This is a genomic window from Anaerococcus vaginimassiliensis (assembly GCF_900626155.1).
In the GTDB taxonomy this organism is placed as follows: domain Bacteria; phylum Bacillota; class Clostridia; order Tissierellales; family Peptoniphilaceae; genus Anaerococcus; species Anaerococcus vaginimassiliensis.
In genome coordinates this window covers 59583-83760 of sequence record NZ_LR130844.1, presented here as the reverse complement: position 1 = coordinate 83760, position 24178 = coordinate 59583, and the positions used below count along the sequence as shown (strand labels likewise).

At 31.4% G+C, this 24178-nt stretch carries 24 protein-coding genes; 19 read left to right on the top strand and 5 right to left on the bottom strand.

What is annotated here, in order from left to right; translation table 11 throughout:
* Complete coding sequence (locus E0D87_RS00440) at positions 1-201, top strand: cold-shock protein (RefSeq protein ID WP_004835348.1); 201 nt, start codon at positions 1-3, stop codon at positions 199-201.
* Positions 202-236: 35 nt separating this feature from the next.
* On the opposite strand, the gene E0D87_RS00435 is transcribed toward E0D87_RS00440, so the two are convergent.
* Positions 237-533 (bottom strand): rhodanese-like domain-containing protein, encoded by a 297-nt coding sequence (locus tag E0D87_RS00435; protein ID WP_130818903.1) that lies wholly within the window; start codon positions 531-533, stop codon positions 237-239.
* Between the two features lie 110 nt (positions 534-643).
* Here E0D87_RS00435 and E0D87_RS00430 point away from each other — a divergent pair, with 110 nt between their 5' ends.
* The 6 genes from E0D87_RS00430 (at position 644) to E0D87_RS00410 (ending at position 5277) form a co-directional block, all read left to right on the top strand.
* Positions 644-1315, top strand: a complete 672-nt coding sequence (locus E0D87_RS00430) for a DUF969 domain-containing protein (RefSeq protein WP_130818902.1) — start codon at positions 644-646, stop codon at positions 1313-1315.
* On the top strand, positions 1308-2252 hold the full coding sequence (locus E0D87_RS00425; protein WP_130818901.1) for a DUF979 domain-containing protein: 945 nt from the start codon (positions 1308-1310) through the stop codon (positions 2250-2252). Before E0D87_RS00430 ends, E0D87_RS00425 begins: the two co-directional genes overlap by 8 nt.
* A 9-nt stretch (positions 2253-2261) precedes the next feature.
* Positions 2262-2906: a pyroglutamyl-peptidase I gene (pcp, locus tag E0D87_RS00420; protein WP_130818900.1), complete on the top strand. Its 645-nt coding sequence runs from the start codon at positions 2262-2264 to the stop codon at positions 2904-2906.
* A 72-nt stretch (positions 2907-2978) separates the two neighbouring features.
* On the top strand, positions 2979-3986 hold the full coding sequence (locus E0D87_RS00415; RefSeq protein ID WP_130818899.1) for an alpha/beta fold hydrolase: 1008 nt from the start codon (positions 2979-2981) through the stop codon (positions 3984-3986).
* Between the two features lie 43 nt (positions 3987-4029).
* Entirely contained in the window at positions 4030-4185 is a 156-nt protein-coding gene (locus E0D87_RS09050; RefSeq protein ID WP_165442713.1) for a hypothetical protein, read from the top strand.
* 144 nt (positions 4186-4329) lie between these two features.
* Positions 4330-5277 carry an L-lactate dehydrogenase gene (locus E0D87_RS00410; RefSeq protein WP_130818898.1) on the top strand — a complete coding sequence of 316 codons (948 nt, stop codon included), beginning with the start codon at positions 4330-4332 and terminating at the stop codon, positions 5275-5277.
* Positions 5278-5345: 68 nt separating this feature from the next.
* On the opposite strand, the gene E0D87_RS00405 is transcribed toward E0D87_RS00410, so the two are convergent.
* On the bottom strand, positions 5346-6620 hold the full coding sequence (locus tag E0D87_RS00405) for an L-cysteine desulfidase family protein (protein WP_130818897.1): 1275 nt from the start codon (positions 6618-6620) through the stop codon (positions 5346-5348).
* Positions 6621-6807: 187 nt separating this feature from the next.
* Between E0D87_RS00405 and E0D87_RS00400 the strand changes: the two genes are divergently transcribed.
* The 12 genes from E0D87_RS00400 to E0D87_RS00345 all read left to right on the top strand — a co-directional run bounded on the left by E0D87_RS00400 (position 6808) and on the right by E0D87_RS00345 (position 20652).
* Entirely contained in the window at positions 6808-7920 is a 1113-nt protein-coding gene (locus E0D87_RS00400) for an ABC transporter ATP-binding protein (RefSeq protein ID WP_130818896.1), read from the top strand.
* Positions 7913-8704 (top strand): ABC transporter permease, encoded by a 792-nt coding sequence (locus tag E0D87_RS00395; RefSeq protein ID WP_130818895.1) that lies wholly within the window; start codon positions 7913-7915, stop codon positions 8702-8704. The genes E0D87_RS00400 and E0D87_RS00395 overlap by 8 nt, the downstream gene beginning before the upstream one ends.
* A gap of 2 nt (positions 8705-8706) precedes the next feature.
* On the top strand, positions 8707-9513 hold the full coding sequence (locus E0D87_RS00390) for an ABC transporter permease (RefSeq protein WP_130818894.1): 807 nt from the start codon (positions 8707-8709) through the stop codon (positions 9511-9513).
* Positions 9506-10585 carry an ABC transporter substrate-binding protein gene (locus tag E0D87_RS00385; protein ID WP_130818893.1) on the top strand — a complete coding sequence of 360 codons (1080 nt, stop codon included), beginning with the start codon at positions 9506-9508 and terminating at the stop codon, positions 10583-10585. The genes E0D87_RS00390 and E0D87_RS00385 overlap by 8 nt, the downstream gene beginning before the upstream one ends.
* 3 nt (positions 10586-10588) lie before the next feature.
* Entirely contained in the window at positions 10589-11818 is a 1230-nt protein-coding gene (locus tag E0D87_RS00380; protein WP_130818892.1) for a CapA family protein, read from the top strand.
* Positions 11819-12051: 233 nt separating this feature from the next.
* Positions 12052-12501, top strand: a complete 450-nt coding sequence (locus tag E0D87_RS00375; RefSeq protein ID WP_130818891.1) for a MarR family winged helix-turn-helix transcriptional regulator — start codon at positions 12052-12054, stop codon at positions 12499-12501.
* A gap of 88 nt (positions 12502-12589) precedes the next feature.
* Complete coding sequence (locus tag E0D87_RS00370; protein WP_130818890.1) at positions 12590-13456, top strand: fructosamine kinase family protein; 867 nt, start codon at positions 12590-12592, stop codon at positions 13454-13456.
* Positions 13457-13548: 92 nt separating this feature from the next.
* Complete coding sequence (locus tag E0D87_RS00365; RefSeq protein ID WP_130818889.1) at positions 13549-14910, top strand: tellurite resistance TerB C-terminal domain-containing protein; 1362 nt, start codon at positions 13549-13551, stop codon at positions 14908-14910.
* Complete coding sequence (locus tag E0D87_RS00360) at positions 14900-16219, top strand: ATP-binding protein (protein ID WP_130818888.1); 1320 nt, start codon at positions 14900-14902, stop codon at positions 16217-16219. The genes E0D87_RS00365 and E0D87_RS00360 overlap by 11 nt, the downstream gene beginning before the upstream one ends.
* Positions 16216-18300 carry a DEAD/DEAH box helicase gene (locus tag E0D87_RS00355; protein WP_130818887.1) on the top strand — a complete coding sequence of 695 codons (2085 nt, stop codon included), beginning with the start codon at positions 16216-16218 and terminating at the stop codon, positions 18298-18300. Before E0D87_RS00360 ends, E0D87_RS00355 begins: the two co-directional genes overlap by 4 nt.
* 197 nt (positions 18301-18497) lie before the next feature.
* A complete protein-coding gene (locus tag E0D87_RS00350; RefSeq protein ID WP_242618422.1) occupies positions 18498-19358 on the top strand; it encodes a hypothetical protein in 861 nt (286 codons plus the stop codon).
* A 208-nt stretch (positions 19359-19566) separates the two neighbouring features.
* Entirely contained in the window at positions 19567-20652 is a 1086-nt protein-coding gene (locus E0D87_RS00345) for a YrzE family protein (protein WP_130818886.1), read from the top strand.
* A gap of 90 nt (positions 20653-20742) precedes the next feature.
* Here E0D87_RS00345 and E0D87_RS00340 read toward each other — a convergent pair whose 3' ends face one another.
* Genes E0D87_RS00340 through E0D87_RS00330 form a run of 3 tightly spaced genes read right to left on the bottom strand, consistent with a single transcriptional unit; the run spans position 20743 to position 24130 of the window.
* Positions 20743-22098, bottom strand: coding sequence for a S41 family peptidase (locus tag E0D87_RS00340; RefSeq protein ID WP_130818885.1), 1356 nt, complete (start codon positions 22096-22098; stop codon positions 20743-20745).
* A 12-nt stretch (positions 22099-22110) separates the two neighbouring features.
* Positions 22111-23436 (bottom strand): sensor histidine kinase, encoded by a 1326-nt coding sequence (locus E0D87_RS00335; RefSeq protein ID WP_130818884.1) that lies wholly within the window; start codon positions 23434-23436, stop codon positions 22111-22113.
* Positions 23417-24130, bottom strand: coding sequence for a response regulator transcription factor (locus E0D87_RS00330; RefSeq protein ID WP_130818883.1), 714 nt, complete (start codon positions 24128-24130; stop codon positions 23417-23419). The genes E0D87_RS00335 and E0D87_RS00330 overlap by 20 nt, the downstream gene beginning before the upstream one ends.
* Between the last annotated feature and the right edge of the window lie 48 nt (positions 24131-24178).

The window sequence follows — 24178 nt, the reverse complement described above, 5'->3', positions numbered from 1 at the left end:
ATGAAAAGAGGAGAAGTAAAAATATTTGATAACAAAAAAGGTTTTGGATTTATCACTTGCGAAGGTGAAGATCTCTTCGTCCACTACTCAGATATAGATAAGGATGGATTTAAGGCGCTTTATCCCAAACAAATAGTCGAGTTTGATAGGATAGATGCTCCTCGTGGACCCCAAGCTATAAATGTTAAAATTGTCGAATAGAAAAAAGCTGTTGGTAAATTTAAACCAACAGCTTTTTATTTTACAAGGTCGTAATCGTATAAGTCGACTCCATCTCCAATATAAATATTAGAATAACCACTAGATTGTAAGGCCAATGATGCAAATTCAGCTCTACGATTTGACTTACAATAAAGGATAGTAGGATTATCTTTATTTATCCTATCTAAATGATCGAGTATTTCATCAAAAGGAATATTTATAGCACCCTTTACATGGCCCATATCATATTCTTCCTTAGTTCTTACATCTATAATATCAAAGTAATCCTTGTTTTTTTCAACTTCTTTTCCAGAAATAATTTTAGTTATCATAACATCTCCTTTATACCTACTATACATCAATTTAGGTAATTTTTACATTTATATTTTTATTTATTATTTTTATTGGTACAATATTAGAAAAGTAATAAAAAGGAGATTTTATGGAATATATAAAGTTAATAGGAATCCTTATTATTGTTTTAGGTTTTATTTTTAAACTAAATATTATCTTTACAGTAGTATTATCAGGATTCATAACTGCTTTGGTATCAGGCCTAAGCGTAGGTGAATTCCTATCTATCCTTGGGGAAAGTTTTGTTTCCCAAAGAATAGTTACAATATTTATCATAACGCTTCCAGTAATTGGCTTATCGGAAGAGCATGGTCTAAAGCAAGTCGCAGAAAATATAGTAAAGAAAAGAGAAAACTTGTCAGCAGGAGCCCTTCTTACAGTTTATCTTGCCTTTAGAGAGCTTGCAGGATTTTTATCTATGAGAATTTACGGTCTAGTTCAATTCGTTAGGCCTATAATTTTCCCTATGGCTGAAGCATCAGCTGAGAAAAAACACGGCAAATTATCAGACGGTCAAAGAGAAAAGCTTAAGGCTCGTGCAGCATCTATGGAAAACTTCGGAAACTTCTTTGCACAAAACACATTTGTTGGAGCAGCAGGAGTTTTGATGATGGTTGGAACTATGGCTGAATTAGGGTATGAGGTAACAAATATCGAACTTGCCCAATATTCAATTCCAATAGCCCTTATAACACTTGCTTTAGGTGTTGTTAAAAATATCATAGATGATAAGAAAATAAAAGGAGGCAAAGATGAGTAAAATATTTTCATCCCCTGCTGAATTTTTCCCAGTATTCTTGGAGTTTATCTTTGTGATAATAGGACTTCAATTTTTCTACACAGCTTATAGAGCAAGTAAAGATCCATCAAGTGAAAAAAAACTTACAACTGTAGTTTTCTGGGTAATCTTGGGTGTATTATTTGCCTTAGGAAAAGTAATTCCATCACAAATAAGCGGAATATTAGTTGTAATAATTGCCCTAATTTCTCTGGTAAATGGAATTGAGATTAAGGGTAGCAAAGAAGTTGATGAAAACCAACAAATTGCCTCAAGTAAAAAACTTGGAGCTAAGGTATTCTTGCCAGTAATTATCATGGCAGTTCTTGCTATTGTTATTGCAAAGATTATACCTGAATCATCATCTTCTGTTCTAGGTCTAACAGCAATCATAGCAATTTGCTTTGCAATGATAATGACAAAATCTAGTTTCAAAGATATGCTCGATTCATCTGACAGAATGGTCCAACAAGTTGGTGCAGTTGCAATCTTGCCACAACTTTTGGCAGCTCTTGGTGCAATCTTTTCTGCAGCAGGAGTTGGAGATGTAATAGCTAAGATAATAGGCGGAATAATCCCAACAGTTAACCCATGGACAGGAGCTATAGCTTATGTACTTGGTATGGTAATATTCACTATGATAATGGGAAATGCCTTTGCAGCCTTTACAGTAATTACCGCAGGTATAGGAGTTCCATTTGTCCTAGCTCAAGGTGCAAACCCAGCGATAGCTGCAGCTTTGGCGATGACATCAGGTTATTGCGGAACACTTCTAACACCTATGGCAGGTAACTTCAACCTTTTACCTGTTGCACTTTTAGAGATGAATGATAAGAACAAGATAATAAAAGAACAAGCCCTACTTTCTATAGCTCTTATTGTAGTTCATATACTACTTATGAGATTTTGGGCGTTTTAGGAGGAATAAATGAAAATTTTAATAACAGGATTTGATCCATTTGGCGGAGAAGCGACTAACCCAGCAATTGAATCTGTAAAAAGAATCGACGAAAATATTGAAGGAGCAGAAATTTATAAGCTAGAAATTCCAACTGTATTTCATAAATCTGCAGCCTTAATTGAAGAAAAAATTAAGGAAATTAAACCAGATGCAATTTTATCTATTGGCCAAGCTGGCGGAAGATATGAAATAAGTGTTGAAAGAGTCGCTATAAATGAAGACGATGCTAGAATCCCTGATAATGAAGATAATCAACCAATTGATGTGAAAATTAGAGAAGATGGTAAAAATGCTTACTTTGCAACCCTTCCTATAAAAGCAATGGTTGAAGAAATTAAGAAAGAAAATATTCCGGCATCAGTATCAAATACAGCGGGAACATTTGTTTGTAACCACGTAATGTATCAAGATTTATATCTAGCAGAAAAATATGGCAATATAAAGGCTGGTTTTATCCATGTACCTTTCTTGCCAGAACAAGTTTTAGATAAGAAAAATACAGCATCTATGAGTCTTGATGACATAGTAAAAGGGCTAAATGCAGCTGTTAGAGCAATTGTAAAATACAATGATAAAGAAGATTTAAATGTAACAGGTGGAGCAACCCACTAAGAAAAATCCCTAGAGGCTAATAACCTTTAGGGATTTTTATTTTGGGTATGAATATAAGAAGGGAGGACTTATATGAAATATGTTTTAATAATAGCATTAATCCTACTTATACCTCAAATCTACTATTACATACAAGAAAGAAGGTATAAGTCGATCAATTCAGGCAAGAAATTTTACAAAAAGTATGACGTTAGAAGTATTTCAAACTATAGAGAATATTATCTAACAGGAGCAGATGGTTTTGACAGTTTTGTAAGAGAGCTTGAAAATGAGAATCCTAAGGCAGTCGTCCAACTAGTTCATGGAATGAGTGAGCATAGTGGTAACTACATGGACTTTGCAAAATATCTAAGTGATAATGGCTATGCTGTTGTCATTCACGATCATAGGGGACATGGCAAGTCCCTAAGTGAAAGATATCCAAATGGTCATATGCAAAGGGCAAGCGAACTTGTAAATGATACATCTATGGTTACAAAATATATAAAAGCTAAGTACAAGGATGTGCCAATATACATGCTGGGTCACTCTATGGGATCTATGACAGCTAGGGTATTCTTACAAGAAAATGATGATTTGATAAACAAACTTATCCTAACTGGTACACCACCACAAGATGGATTTGTAAAAATAGCATACTTTTTTGCTAATGTATTTTGCTTTTATATAGGAAGTCATCAAAGATCAAATATTATAAATCATTTAGTTGGAACAGGAGATGGATCATTAGATTTTATTTCTTATGATCAAGATAATAGAGAAGATAAATACAACGATTCAATGAGAATATTTAACTTTACCATTGGTTATACCAAGGTTTTGATAGAAATAAATAAAAAGTTATCCCAAAAATCAAAATATAAAATGAAAAATAGAAATCTACCTATATATAATCTAACTGGAAAAGATGATATGATAACAAAAGGAGAGAAGGGAGTCAAAAGGTCCCTAAGCCTCTTAAGAGATTTGGGATATAAAAATATAGCAAGTAAAACCTATGACAAAATGCGTCACGAAATATTAAACGAAACAGAAAAAGATATAGTTTATGAGGATATTATAAAAATATTAGAAGACTAATTATCAAATATGGGTAAAATAATAGCAAGGACAGGAGGATATTATGACTGAAAAGAAAGAAAAAGATATCAAAAAAGAAGAAAAGAATATAAAAGACGGTGAATATTGTGGAGTAGAAGAATTTAACGGAGAGAAATTCAATACTTGCAATGGAGAAGAGATAGTAGAAGAAGGATTTAAGAATCCAGATAAAAAATAAAATTTAGCCTAGCAAGACCTACTTGCTAGGTTTTTTCTTTGTAAAAAAACTTACAAATAAATTGTTCTGATAATAATTTTAAATAATTGTAAAAATATTGTACAATAAGTAGGTACGTTTAAAATAATTATTCAGGAGGAAATTATGAGTAATGGAAATAAAGTTGTACTTATAGGAGATGGTTTTGTAGGAAGTTCTTATGCTTTCGCCTTAATTAATTCTGGCCTTGCTACAGAGCTAGCTATAATTGATATTAGAAAAGATAAGGAACTTGCTGATGTAAATGACTTACTAGATGCAACAGTTCTAACATCATCACCTACTATAGTTAAAACCGGAACATTTGAAGACTGCAAGGATGCAGATTTGGTTGTTCTTGCCTATGGTAATAGTCAAAAAAATCTTGTAAATAGATTAAATGATATAAAAATAGCGAGCCAAATGGTAGTTGATACTATCCCACAAGTTGTAGAAGCTGGTTACGACGGGGTAATTTTACTTGCGACAAATCCAGTAGATGTAATTGCTAGAGTCGTTGCTGAAGTATCTGGTTTCCCTAAAGAAAAAATCGTTGGAACAGGAACAAGCCTAGATACTGCAAGATTTAACCAATATTTAGCCTTAGAAAGTAAATTGAATGTTTCTGATATAAACGCTTATGTAATAGGCGAACATGGAAATTCTTCTGTAGCTGTTTGGTCAAATGCCAATGTAAATGGAATTAATATTAGAGAATTTATAGATAAAATAGACGATGATTACAAAGATGAAGTTGGTGAGTTAATTAGAGATAAGGCCTTTAAGATTATAAAAGGTAAAGGAGCTACACACTTTGGTATAGCAAATTGTCTGCTTGCCTTTACTAAGGCGATCTTACTTGATGAAAAAAGAGTGTTGATGGCATCAAGCTACTTAAATGGAGAGTATAATAACGAAGGACTATATACAGGTGTTCCAACTATAATTGGCAAAAATGGAGCAGAAAAAATCCTAGAAATGCCAATAGATGATAGGGAACAAAAAATGTTCGACAAATCATGCCAAGACCTAAACGATAATTATAAATTAGCCTTAGAAGTAATAAATAAGTAACTATATTAAATTAATATCCCCTCAAATCTTACTATTATATTTTAAGATTGGGGGGATATTTAATGGATTTAATTTTCTTTTTTATAAGAGCTATCACCAATCATTTCGCTAAGGACAACTTCATCTGTTGTTTTCATACCATATTTAGCAATGTGACCTACAGTTTCGATAGTTTTGTCTATATTTTCTTTTACAATACCATCGCCAACTTCAAATGAATTATCTGATTTTGCCTGAAGGTAAGCAAGGGATGCATTTCTAATGCTTGATGCAATCTTCATAGCACAAGATGATTTTGCACCGTCACAAATAATACCAGAATTGACTGCTAGGGCGTTTGTTATAGTTTCTTCAACTATTTTTTTATCCTCATTATTTATAAAAGCAATTGATGATATTGATGCTGCGGAGGCAGATACAACTCCACAATAGGCAGATAGTTTTCCTACTTCACTTTTAATATATAATGAGATTAGATTTGAAAATATCAAAGCCCTGTACAGGTCATCGTCAGAAAATCCATTATCATTAGCATATAATAATATTGGGACAGATGTTGTTATCCCTTGGTTGCCAGAACCAGAATTTATAACAACAGGAAGCTCACACCCGTTCATTCTAGCATCAGATCCTGCAGCTGCAAAAGCAGCTAGTTTTTCATAATAATTTGACGATTCGTTATTTAATATTAATTTTCCAATGTTAGCACCCCAATCATTATCTAAACCTTCATCTGCGATTTTTTTATTATAAGAAATTTGCCTATCCAATATTTCTTTGATTTCTCCATAATCACAATTTTTAGCAAAGTCATAAATTTTATCAAAAGAGAAATCAAACTTCTCAAATTCACTTTCATTTGTTGGTTTTTTGAAAATGATTTTCCTATCTTTTACGATTTTTACTATATTTGTGTGGCTATCTAAGATTGTTACACTTGCCGTAGAATCATCATTTATACAGGTTACTTCAATGAAAAGTTCAGCCTTATCTTTGGCAAGGCTTACTTCAATTGAGCCATCTTCTATCATTTTATCGCACAAGGAAAGTTTATTTTTATCTATACCACTTAATAGCTCAAGACCTTTTGACGAATCAGCTAAAAGGGCGCCAGCAGCAAGGGAGATTTCTATTCCTTTTCTGCCGTTTGTTCCAGGAACTGTAACTGAATTTGCGTTTTTTATAATATTACTTGAAAGACTAGCTATTAACTTTTTTGGAGTAGAACCAAGTGTTTCAGAAGCTTTTGCAGAGGCAAAGGCTATGGCTATTGGCTCTGTACATCCAAAGGCAGGGATTAATTCTTTTTTTATTATTTCTATATATTCTTTACTATTACACATAAATTATCCTTACTAATTACTAAGTTAAAATATACAAAAATCATGTATATATCCACTCCAATTATAATACAAACGTTTTCTATATGCAAGCAGTATTTGTTATTATAAAAAGAAATACCAAATATATTAAAAATTATCAATAATGTATGGTATACTCATTTTATAGATATAAGAAAGTAGGTAGCCTATGGAAAATAATTATAAAGATATGAGTGTAGTCTTAAAGTCTGTAAGCAAAAGCTACGATGACGAATTAGTTTTAAAAACTGTGGACTTAGAGCTAGAAAAGGGCAAATTCTACACTCTTTTGGGACCATCTGGTTGCGGCAAGACTACTATATTAAACATAATAGCAGGTTTTGTAGACCAAACAAGTGGCGATGTATATATAAATGGAGAAAATGTGAATGATACTCCTGCCAACAAGAGAACTGTAAATACAGTTTTTCAAAATTATTCACTATTTCCCCATATGAATGTTTATGAAAATGTGGCTTTTGGATTAAATATTAAAAAAGTAGATAAAAAGGTTATAGATGAAGAAGTTAAGAAAGCTTTGGAAATGGTAAATCTTTCTGGTTTTGAGAAAAGAAAAATATCTCAAATGTCAGGAGGGCAAAGGCAAAGGGTCGCAATAGCTAGAGCAATAGTAAATAGACCTGATGTGCTGTTACTTGATGAACCCTTATCTGCCCTAGATATGAAACTTAGAAAATCCATGCAAGTTTTACTATCTAATTTACAATGGGAACTTGGGATTACCTTTGTATTTGTAACTCACGACCAAGAAGAGGCCCTCGCTTTGTCAGATGAAATATTTGTAATGGATAAGGGGGAAATTGTTCAGTCAGGATCACCTACAGATATTTATGATGAACCAATCAATAGGTATGTGGCGGAGTTTATTGGAGAATCAAATATTCTAGATGCAGTTATGAAAGATGACTACTTGGTAGAGTTTTCTAATAAAGTATTTTCTTGCGAAGATGCTGGTATACCAAAGGGTGAAAAGGTAGAAGTTGTAATCAGACCAGAAGATATTTCTGTATCTAAATCTGAAGATACTGATATAAAGATGACAGTAGATAATGTCATGTTTAGAGGAGTATTTAACGAATTAATCTGCTATGACGAAGATGACTTTAGGTGGAAAATCCATACTACCAAAAAATTTGAAGAAGGCGATACAGTTGGTATAACTATTGATCCTAGTGATATTCACGTTATGAGATTTAATGAATCTGAAGATGATTTTGACAAGAGAATTGAGAAATACTCTCTAGGAGATGATGATGAATAAAAAGTATAAGGGATTATCTATAATTTATTATATGTGGATTGTTCTATTTATTATCGTTCCAATAGGACTACTATTCTACCAATCTTTCTTTGATATATACGGCAACTTCACATTTGATAATTATATTTCCTATTTTTCATCAGGAAATTATATAAAAATGACCCTAAATTCATTTTTAACAGCCTTTCTCATAACGATAACAACTCTATTGTTGTCATATCCATTTGCATATTTTTTGACAAATTCAAAGAACAAAGAGTTTTTGCTACTTCTAGTAACTTTGCCAACATGGATAAACTTACTATTAAAAGCCTACGCTTTTATTGGACTTTTAAGTAAAAACGGACCGATTGCAGAAATATTTGGTATGGCAAGTTCTGGCTTACTTTTCACAAATCCAGCCTTTGTATTAGTTGCTTCTTACGTTGAGCTACCATTTATGATTCTACCAATCTTTAGGTCCTTAGATTCAATTCCAAACGAATACATGATAGCAAGTGAAGATTTGGGAGCAAGCAAGTGGCAGACATTTAGAAAGGTGGTTTTACCTTTATCAATGGATGGGGTAATAGCAGGTAGCCAAGCAGTATTCATTCCTTCCTTATCACTATTTTTAATAACAAGGATAATCGGTGGAAATAAAATTATAACGCTAGGTACAGCTGTAGAAGAGCACTACCTAGTAACTCAAAACTGGGGCATGGGTGCGACAATTGGACTTGTCCTTATAGTTTTAATGTTCGTGGTAATGAGTTTACTTAATTTAAGAAAGGATAATAGATAATTATGAAAAAATTTAAAAAATCATATTTGTATCTAGTATTTATTTTTATCCTTTTATATTTACCTATAGCTTATCTTATATTTTATTCATTTAATAGTGGTAACAATATGAATAGTTTTGATGGATTTTCCCTATCCCATTACCAAGAGGTATTCAAAGATACTAGGCTTTGGGTTATTGTAATAAACACGATAATACTTGGACTATTGTCATCACTCATAGCTACCATAATTGGAACTATTGGAGCTATAGCGATTTATTATCTAAAAAATGAAAAAGCAAGAAAAAGAATACTAAACTTTAACTCAGTACTAATGGTAATGCCTGATGTTATGATGGGTGCATCATTTTTAGTTCTTTTTACATTTTTAATAAAAATTCCTATGGGTTTTATGACTGTGCTATTATCTCATATTGCATTTTCCATTCCCATAGTTGTACTTATGGTTCTTCCTAGACTTTATGCCTTAAATGAATCGATGATTCTTGCAGCAGAGGATTTGGGAGCGAGTGATTTTACTATATTAAATAAAATAATTCTTCCAAATATCACTGGAGGGGTTTTGACAGGATTTTTCATGGCTTTAACTTATTCTTTGGATGATTTTGCTGTAACATTTTTTGTAACAGGCTCAGGGTTTACAACCTTATCTGTCGAGATTTATTCTAGAGTTAGGACAGGGATTTCTCTTGAAATAAATGCTCTTTCTACGCTAATGTTTATAATATCTTTATTACTTGTAGTAATATATTACATCATTAGTCAGAAAGAAAATACTTTTGTAAAAAGGAGAGCAGTCAATGAATAAGTTATATAAATTTTTCCTATCATCTTTACTTGCGATCGCCCTATTATTTGCAGCAAAGATTCTTATTGTTGGAAATGGACAAATTTCAGATTCTAATACTTTATATTTATATAATTGGGGTGATTATATCGATCCGGACTTGATTGATAAATTTGAAGAGGAATCAGGCTACAAGATTGTTATGGAAACTTACGATTCTAATGAAGCGATGATTACTAAGATAAAACAAAAGTCTACAAATTTCGATATTTGTATCCCAAGTGAGTATGCAGTTGAAATGATGAGAGACCAAGGACTTTTGGAAAAGCTAGACCATAAGAAAATCGTAGGTCTCGATAATATAGACGAAAGGTTTCTAGATGTTGCCTATGATCCGGGCAATGAATATTCTATTCCATACCTATGGGGTACATTTGGTATAGTCTATAACACTAAAAAATATGAAGAATCAGATTTCTCTTCTTGGAAAAACTTATGGGATAAGAAATTTGAAGGTGAAATCCTTAGTTTTGATGGTGCAAGAGAAACACTTGGTATAGGACTATTGGCAAACAATCTTAGCCTAAATACAACTGACCCTAAAAAGCTTGTCGAAATTAGAAATGAGCTTATTGGTTTTATGGGAAATGTAAAAGCAATCCTCGCAGATGAAATTAGAATGTATATGGCTCTTGAAGAGGCAAATGTAGGTATAACTTTCTCTGGTGATGCATCAAGTGCAATAGAATCTAACGAAAATCTTTCATATGCTATACCAAAAGAAGGATCTAATATTTGGTTTGATACTATGGTTATTCCTAAAACTAGTAAAAATCAAAAGGCAGCCTATGCTTTTATAAACTTCATGTTGGAGCCAGAAAATGCCGCTCAAAACGCTGATTATATTTGGTATGCTACCCCAAACAAAAAAGCCTTGGATTTAATTGATCCAGAGGCAAGAAATGATAAGACATTGTATCCAGATGATGATGTAATAGACAAACTCGAGGTGTTTAAGGCCTTGGATAAGGAAAGCACAATTTTATATAATGATCTTTTCTTAGACCTTAAGATATCTCCACAAGCGGAGTAAATTATGAACAAATTTATTAAAAAAATATCTTTTCTTATCCTAGCCTTGGTATTTTTAGTAGCTTGTACTAACAAAGCAAGTAAAAATACCAGTGAAATGGATAAGGCTATAGAACAGGCAATAGAAGATGTAAAAAATGAAGATAAAACAGAAAAATCATTAGATGAAAAAGAGGATAAATCTTTAAAAGAGAAAAAAGAAGCAAAACTCCTTTTTGGAGGAGATATCCTTCCTCATATGCCAATAAACGATTACGCTCTAAGTTATGGTGGTTGGGAAAGCTATGATTATTCGCCATGCTTTTCAGACTTAAAAGAATTTGCCAAAGACTATGATTTTTTTATGGTTAACAATGAATTTTCTGTAAATCCTAATATGGAACTTTCAGGTTACCCTACCTTTAACTCAAGCGAAGATATATACCTATCCTTAAAAGATATGGGGGTAGATGTCATGACAACGGCTAACAATCACGCCCTAGATACAGGTATAGATGGACTTAAGTCAACTATTGACGCTATAGAAAGTCACGATATTAGTCATGTTGGCACTAGCAAAGATAAGTACACTCCATATATAATAAAAGAAGTAAATGGTATAAAAATAGCTATATTTTCCTATGCGGAAAGCTTAAATGGACTAGATTTTCTCCTTGATACTAAAGAAAAAGAAGAGATGGTTAATAGGTTAGATAGTGAAAAGATAAAAGAAGATATAAGCGAGGTAAAAGATAAAGTCGACTTTATAGTTGTATATCCACATTGGGGAGTGGAATATTCTTCTTATCCAGAAGAATATCAAATAGAACTTGCAAGAGATATGATAGACTGGGGAGCTGATATGGTTATTGGAAATCACCCTCACGTCATCCAACCAATGGAAGAATATGAAAGTAAAGATGGCAGAAAGGGAATAATATATTATTCTCTAGGTAATCTCCTATCAAACCAAAAGGCAGAAGCATTTGAAGGTGATTACAGGGTAGAGCAAGGGTTATTAGTAGAAGCAAATATTGAAAAAATCGGTAAAAATAAAGCCAATATCAAATCTTCTCGTTATCACTCAACAGTTGTTGATAGAAGCTATGATGAATATGGTACTTTGGATAAAACTTTTGTTGCAACACCATATTTGGAAGATGACGAAAAAGCATCATCTATTGATGAAGGAACTTTATACTTATTAAATCTTGCTGATCAAATGAATACAGAAACTATAGAAAATGGAATATAGTAAAGTAGAGTGAGATACAACTCACTCTATTATTTTTTATAAATATGAGAAAAATTAGTAAAATATATGTGATATCTAAGACATTTAATGAAAATTTATAATAAATATAAAAAGATGTAACGAAAAATAACAATGTTTTACAAAAGCCACCCAAGCTGCTATAATGATATACTGGAAAGAGTTACTTTCCGGAGAAATTAGGTTAGATATTAATATCTAATAAGGAGATTATTATGATGGATTTTGAAAAAGATATAGCATTTGCTATAAGTATTGCATCGAAAGCGATGGCAGACTCATTTAATAATGTTGTAGCTAAATATGGCGTTACTAGGAGTCAATGTGTAGCTATGTATCATATCAGTAAGGCTGAAACAATCAACCAAAAAGAATTAGCTCAAAATATGCATATCAGAGAGTCAACAATGACAGGTCTTTTAGATAGGCTTGAAAGAGATGGTTTGATTGAAAGAAAAGTCGATACGGATGATATGAGGAAAAAGTCAATATTTCTTTCTCAAAAGGGTAGAAGTAAACTAGATAAGGTAGAAGATATGTCTATGGATTTCATCGACCATGCTGTCGAGGGAATCAGCGAAGAAGACCAAGAGAAATTTTACCAACTTATGAAAATGATGGTTGAATCTACTACAAAATGGGAAAAGGATATGTTAAAACCTTGATATATTAATATATTTGATTTTGACAAAATAATATTTCTTATCTATAGCTACGCTAGACTAGAAATATTGTACATACGAGGTGAGGTCTATGGGTGATATTTTTGATAATTTACCGATTAAAAATATATACGATGTTAGGGTACTAAGCGGAGGAGATGTAAACGAAGCTTACAAGATTTATTCTGACGAAGGTATATATTTTTGTTTGATTCAGAAGAATGCTCGAAAAAATTTCTTTCAAGGTGAAATCGAGGGTCTAAAGTTATTTGAAGAAAATAATATAAGAGCACCTAGATATATTAATGATGGGAAAGTAGGAGATGATTCTTATCTTTTATTAGAATACCTAGAGGAGGCTTTTGATGGAGATCAAAGGAAGTTAGCTGAGCTAGTAGCTAAAATGCATAGGGTAGAAAATCCTAACGGTCAGTTTGGCTTTGATTATTCCTATGAAGGATCCAAGATTTCTTTTTCCAATTCCTATAGGGATACATGGAAAGAGATTTTTCTAAATGAGAGAATGGATAAATTGGCAAATTTATTATCACAAAATGGTCTATGGGGCAAGGAGAGATTAGAAACTTACAAAAAGGTAAGAGAAATCATAGAAAAATCCCTAGATGATCATAAGAGTAGACCTTCACTTCTTCATGGAGATTTGTGGGCAGGTAATTTTATGTTCCTAGAAAATGGAGAGCCTGCCATATTTGATCCATCACCTTTGTTTGGTGATAGAGAGTTTGATATAGGAATTTCCATGGTGTTTTCTGGTTTTGATAAGAATTTCTACCAGGAATACAACAAAATATACCCACTTGAAGATGGGTATATACTTAGACTTGAGTTTTACAAACTATATTTGCTTATGATTCATTTGCATAAATTTGGAAAAACTTATATGAGTGCAGTAGATATAGAAATTGAAAAAATTATAAATAAGTCTAAAATCAATTAAAGCTAGTTTGTTGCTAGCTTTTTTATTTTGCCAATTTTCTTTGAAATTCTATACAAGAAGTATAATGGTAAGAAGAGCTTGTCGGAGGAGATATGAATTTTGAAGGGATATTTGATTTAATAAATGAATTATTAGAAGATATTTCAACTATTGACAAAAATGAACACAAGAAATCCTTTAAAAGAAGAATAGATAAGGGAAGAATAAAAGAACTAGTTGAAAAAAGTATTGATAACAAAAATATAGAGAAAAATAAAAAAGGAAATTTAGAATTAAAAGAACAATTAGATGATTATCAAAGATTATTAAGAGAGTATAACTTCGATAAAGAGAGTGAAGATGCCCTTAGTGAAGTTTCAAAGAGAAACAACCAAGTTTGGAAATATAAGAAAGCAAAAGTCCTACTATTTAAATCATACTTTTCTGTAATGGAAGATGTATTTAATAGAAGTGACCTAAATACTGATAAGATCATAAAATATAGAAAACCCTACAGACTTTCAGCCAATATTCTAGATTCCTTGATGATTATTGCTGAAGAGAGGCTAAGAAGTGAATTTACAATATTTGCTGGTATTGATGTTGATAAGCACCTATCTTTTTTAAAAGAAAATGATTTGCTAGACTTGTTGGACTTTTTTACAGAGAAGTTGAATGAATTCTACTTAAATTTAGATCATGGAAGTAAAGATGAAATTTACGAAGAATTTCTCTTAGAAAATCCCAATAAAGTTAATGATATAGCTAGATATATTGAAAATTCAAATCTAATCAAGCAAATTGATTTGTCTAATAAATTTATCATAGATGAAAAAATAGGAAAATTAAAGAAAACTTTAAGCAAATCAGATTTTAACTTTACAAGTATGCTTGGCTTCTTTTACCTTGTCAGGGATAATGAAATGACTAAGGCAGATGAAAATAGGCTATTTAAGCTAATTTTAAAAGAAAATTATCCCAAATTCATAACCCTTGTAAATGAGAATAACTTGTCAATTGAGCTTATAGATAGACTCCTAGACTTAGATAAAAAAGAAGCTAAAAGAATTACAATAGACAAAGATAAGGTCAAAAAATCAAGGAAAGAGTTAAGCTCTACTGTAGAAAGAGTCAGTGAGTTTATGGATAGTGGAGAAAATTTATCTCAAAGTGAGGTTACTAAAACAGAAGAGAAGGAAGATGAAAAAACAACTCCCGAAAGTGATGATAAAGTTAAATTAGACGATAAAACTTATAGCTTTTTAGAAACTATTATAAATAATAATGGTGTTTCTGTTGAAGAAGCTAAGAGTATCGCCCTTAAATCAGGACAAATGGTAAATGTATTTGTAAATGAAATAAATGATGCTTTGTATCCTTATGTAGATGATCAAAGTTTATTGATAGAAGATGATAGGGTTGTTATAGATCCGTTTTACATAGATATAGTTAAGGAGATATTAGATGAAAATTAATCCAAAACAAGCAGCTGTTATTATTAAATCTTTGGAAGGGGGAGTTGTCCCAAATCTAGGAATAGAACATCTTTTAGTAGGTAGAAAGAAAGAAGTTGAAGAAGTCTTAGGTGTGCTCGATGATGTGTCAAACGGCGGTAGTGACATAAGATTTTGGGTAGGAGATTTTGGATCAGGCAAATCCTTTATGTTAAATACCATAGAACAATTTGCCCTAGGGAAAAATTTCGTAACATCTACAATAGATCTTGCACCTCAAAGAAGATTTTATGCGACGGATAAGAAGGCTCAGGCTTTATATAGTGAAATTGTAGACAATATAAAGACTAAAACAGCAAGGTCAGGAAACGTAATAGAGCAAATTATAGATCAGTGGCTTATGAGGATTTTCTCTGATTTATCCCAAAAAAATGATATTCCTATGGAAGATTTGTTAAAGGGATCTAATAAGCAAGAAGTTAGAAATGAAATTTTAAATGCCATGGCAAGTTTTTCTTCTGTTGGTTTATCCTTTGAGTTTGGTGAGGCTATTAACAAATATTACCAAGCTTTTGTAGAAAATGATAGAATGCTAAAATTAAAAGCTATAAGATGGATAAGGGGAGATATATCTACCAAAACTGAAGCGAAAAAAGAGCTTGGCATCAATCAAATAATTAACGATGATAACTATTTTGATGCCCTAAAAAACTTAGCTGAATTGTTTTTGGCTATTGGCTATTCTGGCTTTGTTATCAATTTCGATGAAGCTGTAAATCTCTACAAGATTCCTCAATCGGTAACCAGAGAGAGAAATTATGAGAGAATATTAAATATTTACAATGAATGTAAATCAGGAAAGGCTAAGGGGCTTTTTGTAAACTTCGGTGCAACAAGAAAAACTGTATTTGATACAAACAGAGGAATGTCTTCCTATGGTGCGCTTTCTGGAAGATTGGGAGATGAAAAAGATATCAATTCGTCCTTAATAAATACAAAAAGAACAGCTCTTTTACTAAAACCTCTAAGTGAGGAAGAAATATACACTTTACTTGAAAATCTCGTAAATATTTATAATACAAACTACAAGATAGATATAGATATTAATCAAAATCAAATAATTAGATATATGGAAGGACAATTGAACAGACCTGGAGCAGATGAATTCTTGACGCCTAGATCAGTTATCAAAGATTTTCTAGAAATTTTGGATTTAAAAAGACAGAATCCAGATGTTACGGTTGACCAAATCCTTGATGATAAATATTCTAATGTACTAGATCCAATAGAAAAAGATCCATTAGATCAAGATGATATTTTACTGATATGACAGATTATTATTCACTTCTTTCAAGGCCAATGAGAGAATACGTATACAAAAATAAATGGCCATCACTAACTAAAATTCAAGCTGCTTCAATAAAAGGAGTTTGCACTAGTGATAACAACTTGATTTTGGTAGCTCCAACAGCTCAAGGTAAAACTGAAGCAGCCTTTCTTCCTACCATATCAACGGCAAATGATTTTTCATCAGGACTAAGAATTTTGTATATTTCCCCACTAATTGCTCTAATAAATGACCAATTTAAAAGAGTTGAGAAAATGTGTGAAGACATGGAAATACCTGTAACGAGCTGGCATGGAGAAGCATCAAAAACTAAAAAAGATAAGCTAGTAGCTAATCCTAGTGGAATAGCTCTTATAACTCCAGAATCTCTGGAGGCTCTTTTTGTAAATAGAGCAAATGACTTGGATAAATTATTCGGAGGACTCGATTATATAATAGTAGATGAAATCCACGGATTTTTGTCTGGAAACAGGGGAGTTCAACTTAAAAGTTTGTTAACGAGGATAGTTAAATATACCGAAAAAACTCCTCGTTTTATAGGCTTATCTGCAACCATTGGAGATGCAAACTATAAGCTAGCAAAAGATTTTTTTGATAATGGGAAAGAGACAAATATCTTGATAGATCAAAGCAAAAATGAGCTAGTAGCAAGTATTTCTTATATAGAAGAAGAATCCATAACAGATGAAACAACAGAAAGAATATTAAAATTTTCTCAAGATGGATCAATGCTTGTTTTCCCAAATTCTAGAAAAAATGTTGAAAATTTAGCAGTATCCTTAAGAAAAAAAGCTGATGAGTTAAAAATATCTACAGAAATATTCGCTCATCATTCATCTGTTAGCAAGCAAAGAAGAAAAGAAATTGAAAATTTTGCCAAGAGAGGAGACTCAGATAAATTCATTATATGTGCCACATCTACTTTAGAATTGGGAATCGACATAGGTAGTGTTCACTCTATTTGTCAGTATGGGTCCACATATTCAGTATTATCCTTGGCTCAAAAGTTGGGTAGATCTGGGAGAAAAACTCACAAATCTATTCTCCACCAAATAGCTACCAATCCTTGGGATTTACTCCAAGCTTTGGCAACAATATCCCTTTATAAGGAAGGAAAGCTCGATAAAATCAGTCAAGTAAAAAAACCCTACGACATATTTGCTCACCAAATCTTGTCAGAACTTATAGAAAATAACGGGCTAAGATACGATAATTATAATAATCTAATCACTAAACTATCTGCATTGTCTGATATAGACAAGGAAGAATTTCACGAAATAACAAGTCATTTGTTAGAAAATTCATTTATAGAAAAACTAGAAGATGAATATATAATTGGCTTAGAAGCAGAGAAACTTTTAAAAATGGGATCTTTTTATAATCAATTTGTGAGTACAGATAACTTTTCCGTATATTCAAATAAAGCGAAAATAGGAGAAATTGAAAAGAACTTAGACCTAAAAAAAGGAGATAATATCTATCTATCAGGTCTTGTTTGGAAAATAGACACTATTAATATAAAATCTAAAAAAATATTAGTAACAAGGGCAGAAAAAGGGGAGGCAGTTTCCTTTGGTTCAAACAGCGGTGAAGACATCTCAAACGAAATAAGAGAAAAAATGGAAGAAATTATAAAAGATAGAAAAAAATACTCTTATAACGATAAAATAAATAATATTCTAGACAGTTTATATATTGGAGATGAGGGAGGATTTTATCTAATAAACGATGAAAAAGGTCAAGGACTAAGGACATATAAAGGTAGCAAAATAAATAGAACTCTAACCCTGATGCTAAATATTAGATCAATCAATAACTATAAACAAGACGAAAGATCGTCAACTATTATTGGGAAAAACATAAGAAAAGCCCTAAAAAATATAATTACACAAAAGGTAAGCCTAGATGAAATAAAATCACACTTGGATAAAAATCCTAAACAAGTTGATTCTTACTTAAGTAATAACAAATACAAAAATCTTATACCTCAAAAGTTAAAGAGTATATATATAATTAATAATCTATTAGACCTAGATGGAACGTACGAGTTTCTTGATAAATAATATAATATATATATATTATTAGTTAAAAGAAAAAGTAAAATCAAAGAGAAGTTTTTATAAGGAAAAATATAAGAATGGCTTATATTACCTATAACAAAACTCAAGATCAAGTTTTCCATCAATGGTCATTCTAGAATTTAGAGAAGCTTAGTGCTTCTCTTTTTAATTTGTATTTTACAAAAGATCAAGCTAGATGTATGCTTATAGGTAAAGATGAGATGAGAACTGAAAGGCAAAATATGGATATTACTAACAAATTTAAAATAGATGCAGCAGGACATATGGAAGATTTTTCTATAAAGCATAAGGATATACCAATAGATTTAAGCAAAGATTTAGATGAGGCTATTAAAATGCTCTTGTGGTATGTGCCAAATATATCATCAGAGCAAGCAAAACACAATGACTTGCTTCTAAATCCAGCTTATGATGATTATATATTTACAGATATTATGATGTCAATGAATCTTAGAGATGAAGACGTTCTTATAACTGATGAAATAAAACCGAATTTGGTTAAATATTTTAGAGGAAAGGTCAGAGTAGATGAGCAAAAGTTAATTATGACTCTTGCCGATAATGATGAAACAAAAACTATGGCCCTTTTAAGACATATAAGAAACGCAATAGCTCATGGCAATTTTAATGTTATAAATGATTTGGTGATTGGTTTTGACATCAAGAAGTTTGGAGAAAAAACTGAGTATAAGTCTATTTTTAAGATAAATCCAAGTGGACTTTTAAGAGCACTAAGAAAAATTAATAATGATTTTACTAGTGAAGAATTTATATCTAAAGCTTTTAAAAGGTGTGGTTATTGGATTGAACCCTTCCAAGAACAATATCAAAGGTCTCATAAATTTGATTTATATGCAAAAAAAGATGATAATCGCTTTGCAATAGAGATTAAAAATTATGACTACAATAGGAAGCTAACTAAAGATTTTATATATGAAATGATTGATAAAATTCATGGAATTGATTCTGATATTAGACCTCTATTAATAATTAATTCTAATTATTTGGATGATGATATTAAAAAAGAGCTTGTTAGATAAAATGTCTTAATCTTAGATATTAAAAATATCAAGAAAATGCAAAAGGGTAGGGATATGGTAGGAGAAATCCTTAGAGATCAGAAATACCATAATTATAATTGATTAATTTCTAATAAAAAGGGTATAATATTGAACAAGGCAAGGTTGTTGCCTAGATTTATTCGAATATTACGAATATTTAATTTTTATGTTATTATGAGGAGGAAAAATGACAGATAAAAACAAAAGAAGAATAGAAGAACCTGTTGTTTATGAACAAGCGACAAGCACTCTTCAAGCAGGAAAAAACTTATCCTGGGCTTCTATATTTGCAGGTGCAGTAACTGCAGCAGCAGTATTTACAGTACTTAGCCTTTTAACAGCAGCTTTAGGATTTGGATTATTTTCAGCACAAAGCGCTAATCCATTAAGTGGAGTTGGAGTAGGTACAGGTATTTGGACAATCATTACTTTACTTATATCCTTCTGTGCAGGTGGTTTCGTAGCAGGTTATTCTGCAAGATCAACAGGTCTGTTACACGGAGCAATCACATGGGCTCTTACAATTCTACTTCTATTTACACTTATCTTTAATGCAGTTTCATCTGCACTTGGATTTGCAGGAAATGTAGTAGGTAAGGCAGCTAGCACTGCAGGAAGTGCAGTAAGCGATGTAGCAGGTGGAATTTCAAGTGTAGCAGGAGATGCTGCAAGCGCAGGACTTGAAAAAGCTGGCGCAGCTATTTCAGATGTTGATACAGAAGAACTTAAAGGAAATCTTGAACAATATCTTTCTGATACAGACGTTGAAGAATTACAACCAGAATATATCGAAGGTCAACTTCAAGCATCTAGAGATGAAATTACTCAAGCTGTTAAGGATATTGCTCTAAATCCAGATGATTCTGATAAAATCGTCAATGATTTGACAGAATCACTATCTAACAGAGCTAAAACAATAGCTGATGCAGCTGATAAAGATGCAATTGATGAGGCAGTATCTAAGAACACTGATTTGACAGAAGATGAGGCTGCTCAAGTTTCTGAAAACATCTACGAAGGTATCCAAGAAGCTTCTAAATCAGCAGAAGAATCTCTAAACAATGCTTCTGATGAAATCTCTAGATTATCAAGCGAAGCTAATCAAAAAGTTGATGAAACAGTTGAGAATGCTAAGGAAGGTGCCGACAAAGCAGCTAACAAAGTATCAGCTGGATCTGTACTAGTATTTGTTGGATTAGTTCTTGCACTATGTATTTCAGCATATGCTGGTAGACTTGGTGAAAGAAAAGCAAAAGATTTTGTTAGAAAATAGTATATAAATTAAGTCTTTAGGATTATCCTAAAGGCTTTTTTTGTACAAAAAAACCTCAACTCTTATAAAGAACTGAGGTAAGTTTTGATATTATTTAATTAAATCCAAAACGGCTTTGTCAGGATTTTCAGTATTTATTCTATAATCATATTCTAAAAATCTATCTTCAGCTAGTCCAATAGAAGATGATACAGAAACAATCAGGCCAGAATGATCTAGTATTATAAAATCTGAAGGAATATCTTTTATTTTATCTATCTTATTCTTAGAAGAATCTAGGCCGTTTTTAATAGTTACAGCTCCTTGGCTTTTTAAAATACTAGCGAGCCTTATTGCTTCATTAGCAGTATTTTCATTAGTTAAAACATAAATATCTCTTTTTCTAAAATCATCTTTTTTATATATTTTTTGTTCAACTTGATCATAGTATTGGTAATTTTCAAGGTTTATTTTATCTATAGAATCCTTAAATTTTTCAGCTAGATTTTTTGCCTTGCTGGTCTTATATATACTATCATCGCTATTTTTGATTTCATCTAATGTATTGTCAAATACCCAACCCCTATAAAAGTATAAATCTTTCAACTCATAATTTTTATCAAGAAAGTATGAAGCGAATTCATTTACATAAGCATGGTCAATTGAATTATTATTAGATAAATCAAATATTAGAGTGTCTATTTCAGATTTTTCTAGGGCTTCCGCTATAGAATCAAGATCACTATCAAGTTTATTTATATCAAAATCTGATAATCTTATTATTAGTTTCTTATCATTTGATGAATTTATGGATATGTCTTCTTTGATTTTTTCTTTGTTAATCATTCTTCCATATCTATTAACTGCTTGATCGTTGCCAAAAATAGTTGCCTTAGTTGAATTATTCTTATTTCTGTAATAATTGAATAGACTTGTATATGAATTCTTGCCTAAAATAAATGTGTAGTTATCACCTAATAGGGCCAAATTTTCATCCAAGATTGAGAAAAATTCCTCGTCAGTTTTAGTTGCTTTTATTCTTCTTTGGTAGGCTTCTTTATTTTTAACATAGGTGTTGAAATTGTCTTCGTTTTCTTTAGATACTGGATAGTTTCTAACAATGGTTTCGTAAAGCGTATCAAAATCTTTTAGTTTTTCATCTGTGCTTAGGCTTCGTCCTTCGGTATTTGCGACAAAGATATTTTCTGTAAGTCCTTCTAACACTTCGTCTCTAAAACTTGGATATCCTAAGGGCCTATAGGTGTTAAATTTTCTAATCAATAAATTTATAGGAAGTACTATCAGAATGAGAAAAAGACAAGCTACAAGAATCCTACGTCGTCTATATATTTTTTTTCTTCTCAATAGGGCTTTTCTACTTAGATTTCTATTGTTTTTGCCTCTATTTTTCTTTACAATCCTGATCTCGTTCCTATTTTTATCGTGTCTTCTGCGTTTTCTACTCATAGTTCACCATATCTATTTATCAAAAGTGATGGTAAAACAAGTTCCAACACCTTTTTCACTTTCTACATCTATTTTTCCATTCAAAGCTTCTATATAATTTTTACTGATAGATAGTCCCAATCCAATCCCATTTGTTTTGGTATTTCTAGAATCATCAATCCTATAGAACCTCTCAAAGATCATATTAAGCTTATCTTCGTCTATACCTATCCCATTATCCTTAATCTTGATAGTAATATTTTTGTTATTTTCTGTAAGAAGTATATCAATGTGACCATTTCTATCTATTGCTTTGATTGCGTTTGTCAAAAGATTTTGAATTATCTGAGAAAGCTTGGTCCTATCAGTTTTCATGTAGACATCTTTTTTTATATCTTTTCCCAAACTTATGTTTCTATTCAAGAAATTGCCTGTAAAACCATGGCATATATCTAAAAGTAAATTTGAAACATTTACTTTTTCAATAAATAACTTATCCATTGATACACTTTCATTGAAAGAGTTCTTGAGATTATCAATCAAAGATTGGAGTCTATTAATTTCTAAGTTTAAACTATTTATAGTGGCTTCATTTAGAGGTAACATTCCATCTCCTAAGGCCTCTATAGATAGTTTTAAGTTGGTTAGGGGAGTCCTGAGCTCGTGGGAAATATCTTGGGCGTACTGCTTTCTGATATTTTCCTGCTTGTTTAGTGATTTAGACAAAAAATTTATATTTTCTTGAAGATTTTTAATTTCTTTTATATCAGATGTTCCCGTATCCATGTTGCCATAGATACCTTCTTTGATTTTAACTGTAAAATCATTTGTTTTTATTATAGGTTCTGATATGTTCATCGAAAGAATAACAGCTATTACACTTCCTATAATTAGGGAAGAGATTATAGCGTATATTACTGCATGTTTAAAGTCTTTTTGTAGTCTATTAATAGTCGTATAATCTGCTGTGTATTCAACGACAATACTTCCTGATTCAATTTTTTTACCTGGTTCAAAGAAGAAATATCTTTTGTTTTTTATTTCTTCATTATTTTGATTTTCAATATTTTTAATATATACTAGGGGATATCCGTCATCATCTAAATATTTTATATTTACATTTTCTTGTTTAGATAAATCACTTAGGGAACTCCACATCGCATCACTTGATATATTATCGTCCTTGTTGAGTCTACTAAACCATTCTGTTACTAAGGTGGTTTTATTTTCATCAACTATCTTAAATAAATCTATGTACCTAATTGTTACAAATAAGGTAATTAATATTGAATAAATGAGAATGCAGGCAAGGATTCCAGCGATAAAGTTTTTGATTAACTTATTCTTTAATGATGTCATCTACTCCACCAGATTTGTAGCCCATACCGTAAATTGTCTTAATGTATTGTGGTTTTTTAGGATTATCCTCTATTTTTTGCCTAATATTTTTAATGTGAGTATCAATTGCTCTATCGTAGGCATCGTAATCAAGACCGAAGGTTAGCTCAATTATCTCATCTCTAGTGAAAATCTTGTTTGGACTAGAAAATAAAGTCTTTATTATTGAAAACTCATTTTTTGTAAGGAAGACTTCTTCACCGTCCTTTAAAAATCTGTTGTATTTTAGGTCCATCAATAGTCTGCCGTCACTAGTTTTTATAATATCAGCTCTTGGAATATTATATTTTTCTATTCTTCTAAGAACAGCTTTAACTCTTTCTACTAATTCTTTATTAGAAAAAGGCTTTGTAACATAATCATCAGCACCAAGCCTTAGGCCATTGATTCTGTCAATTTCTTCAACCTTAGCGGAAGTTATTATAACTGGAACTTTAGATTTGTTTCTAATATTTTTTATTACATCCTCACCTGACATCTTAGGAAGCATAAGGTCTAAAATAATTAAATCAATATCTTCGTTATCAAAAATCTTTAGAGCTTCTAGACCGTCAAAGGCTTGAAAAACATTATAGCCATCTCGAATCAAATAATTTTTTACTATATCTGAAATACTTTTTTCATCTTCAACTATTAAAATACTAATATCATTCATTTTTCCACCTCTAAGTTATTATATCATATTTGGGTATTCTTTATTTTT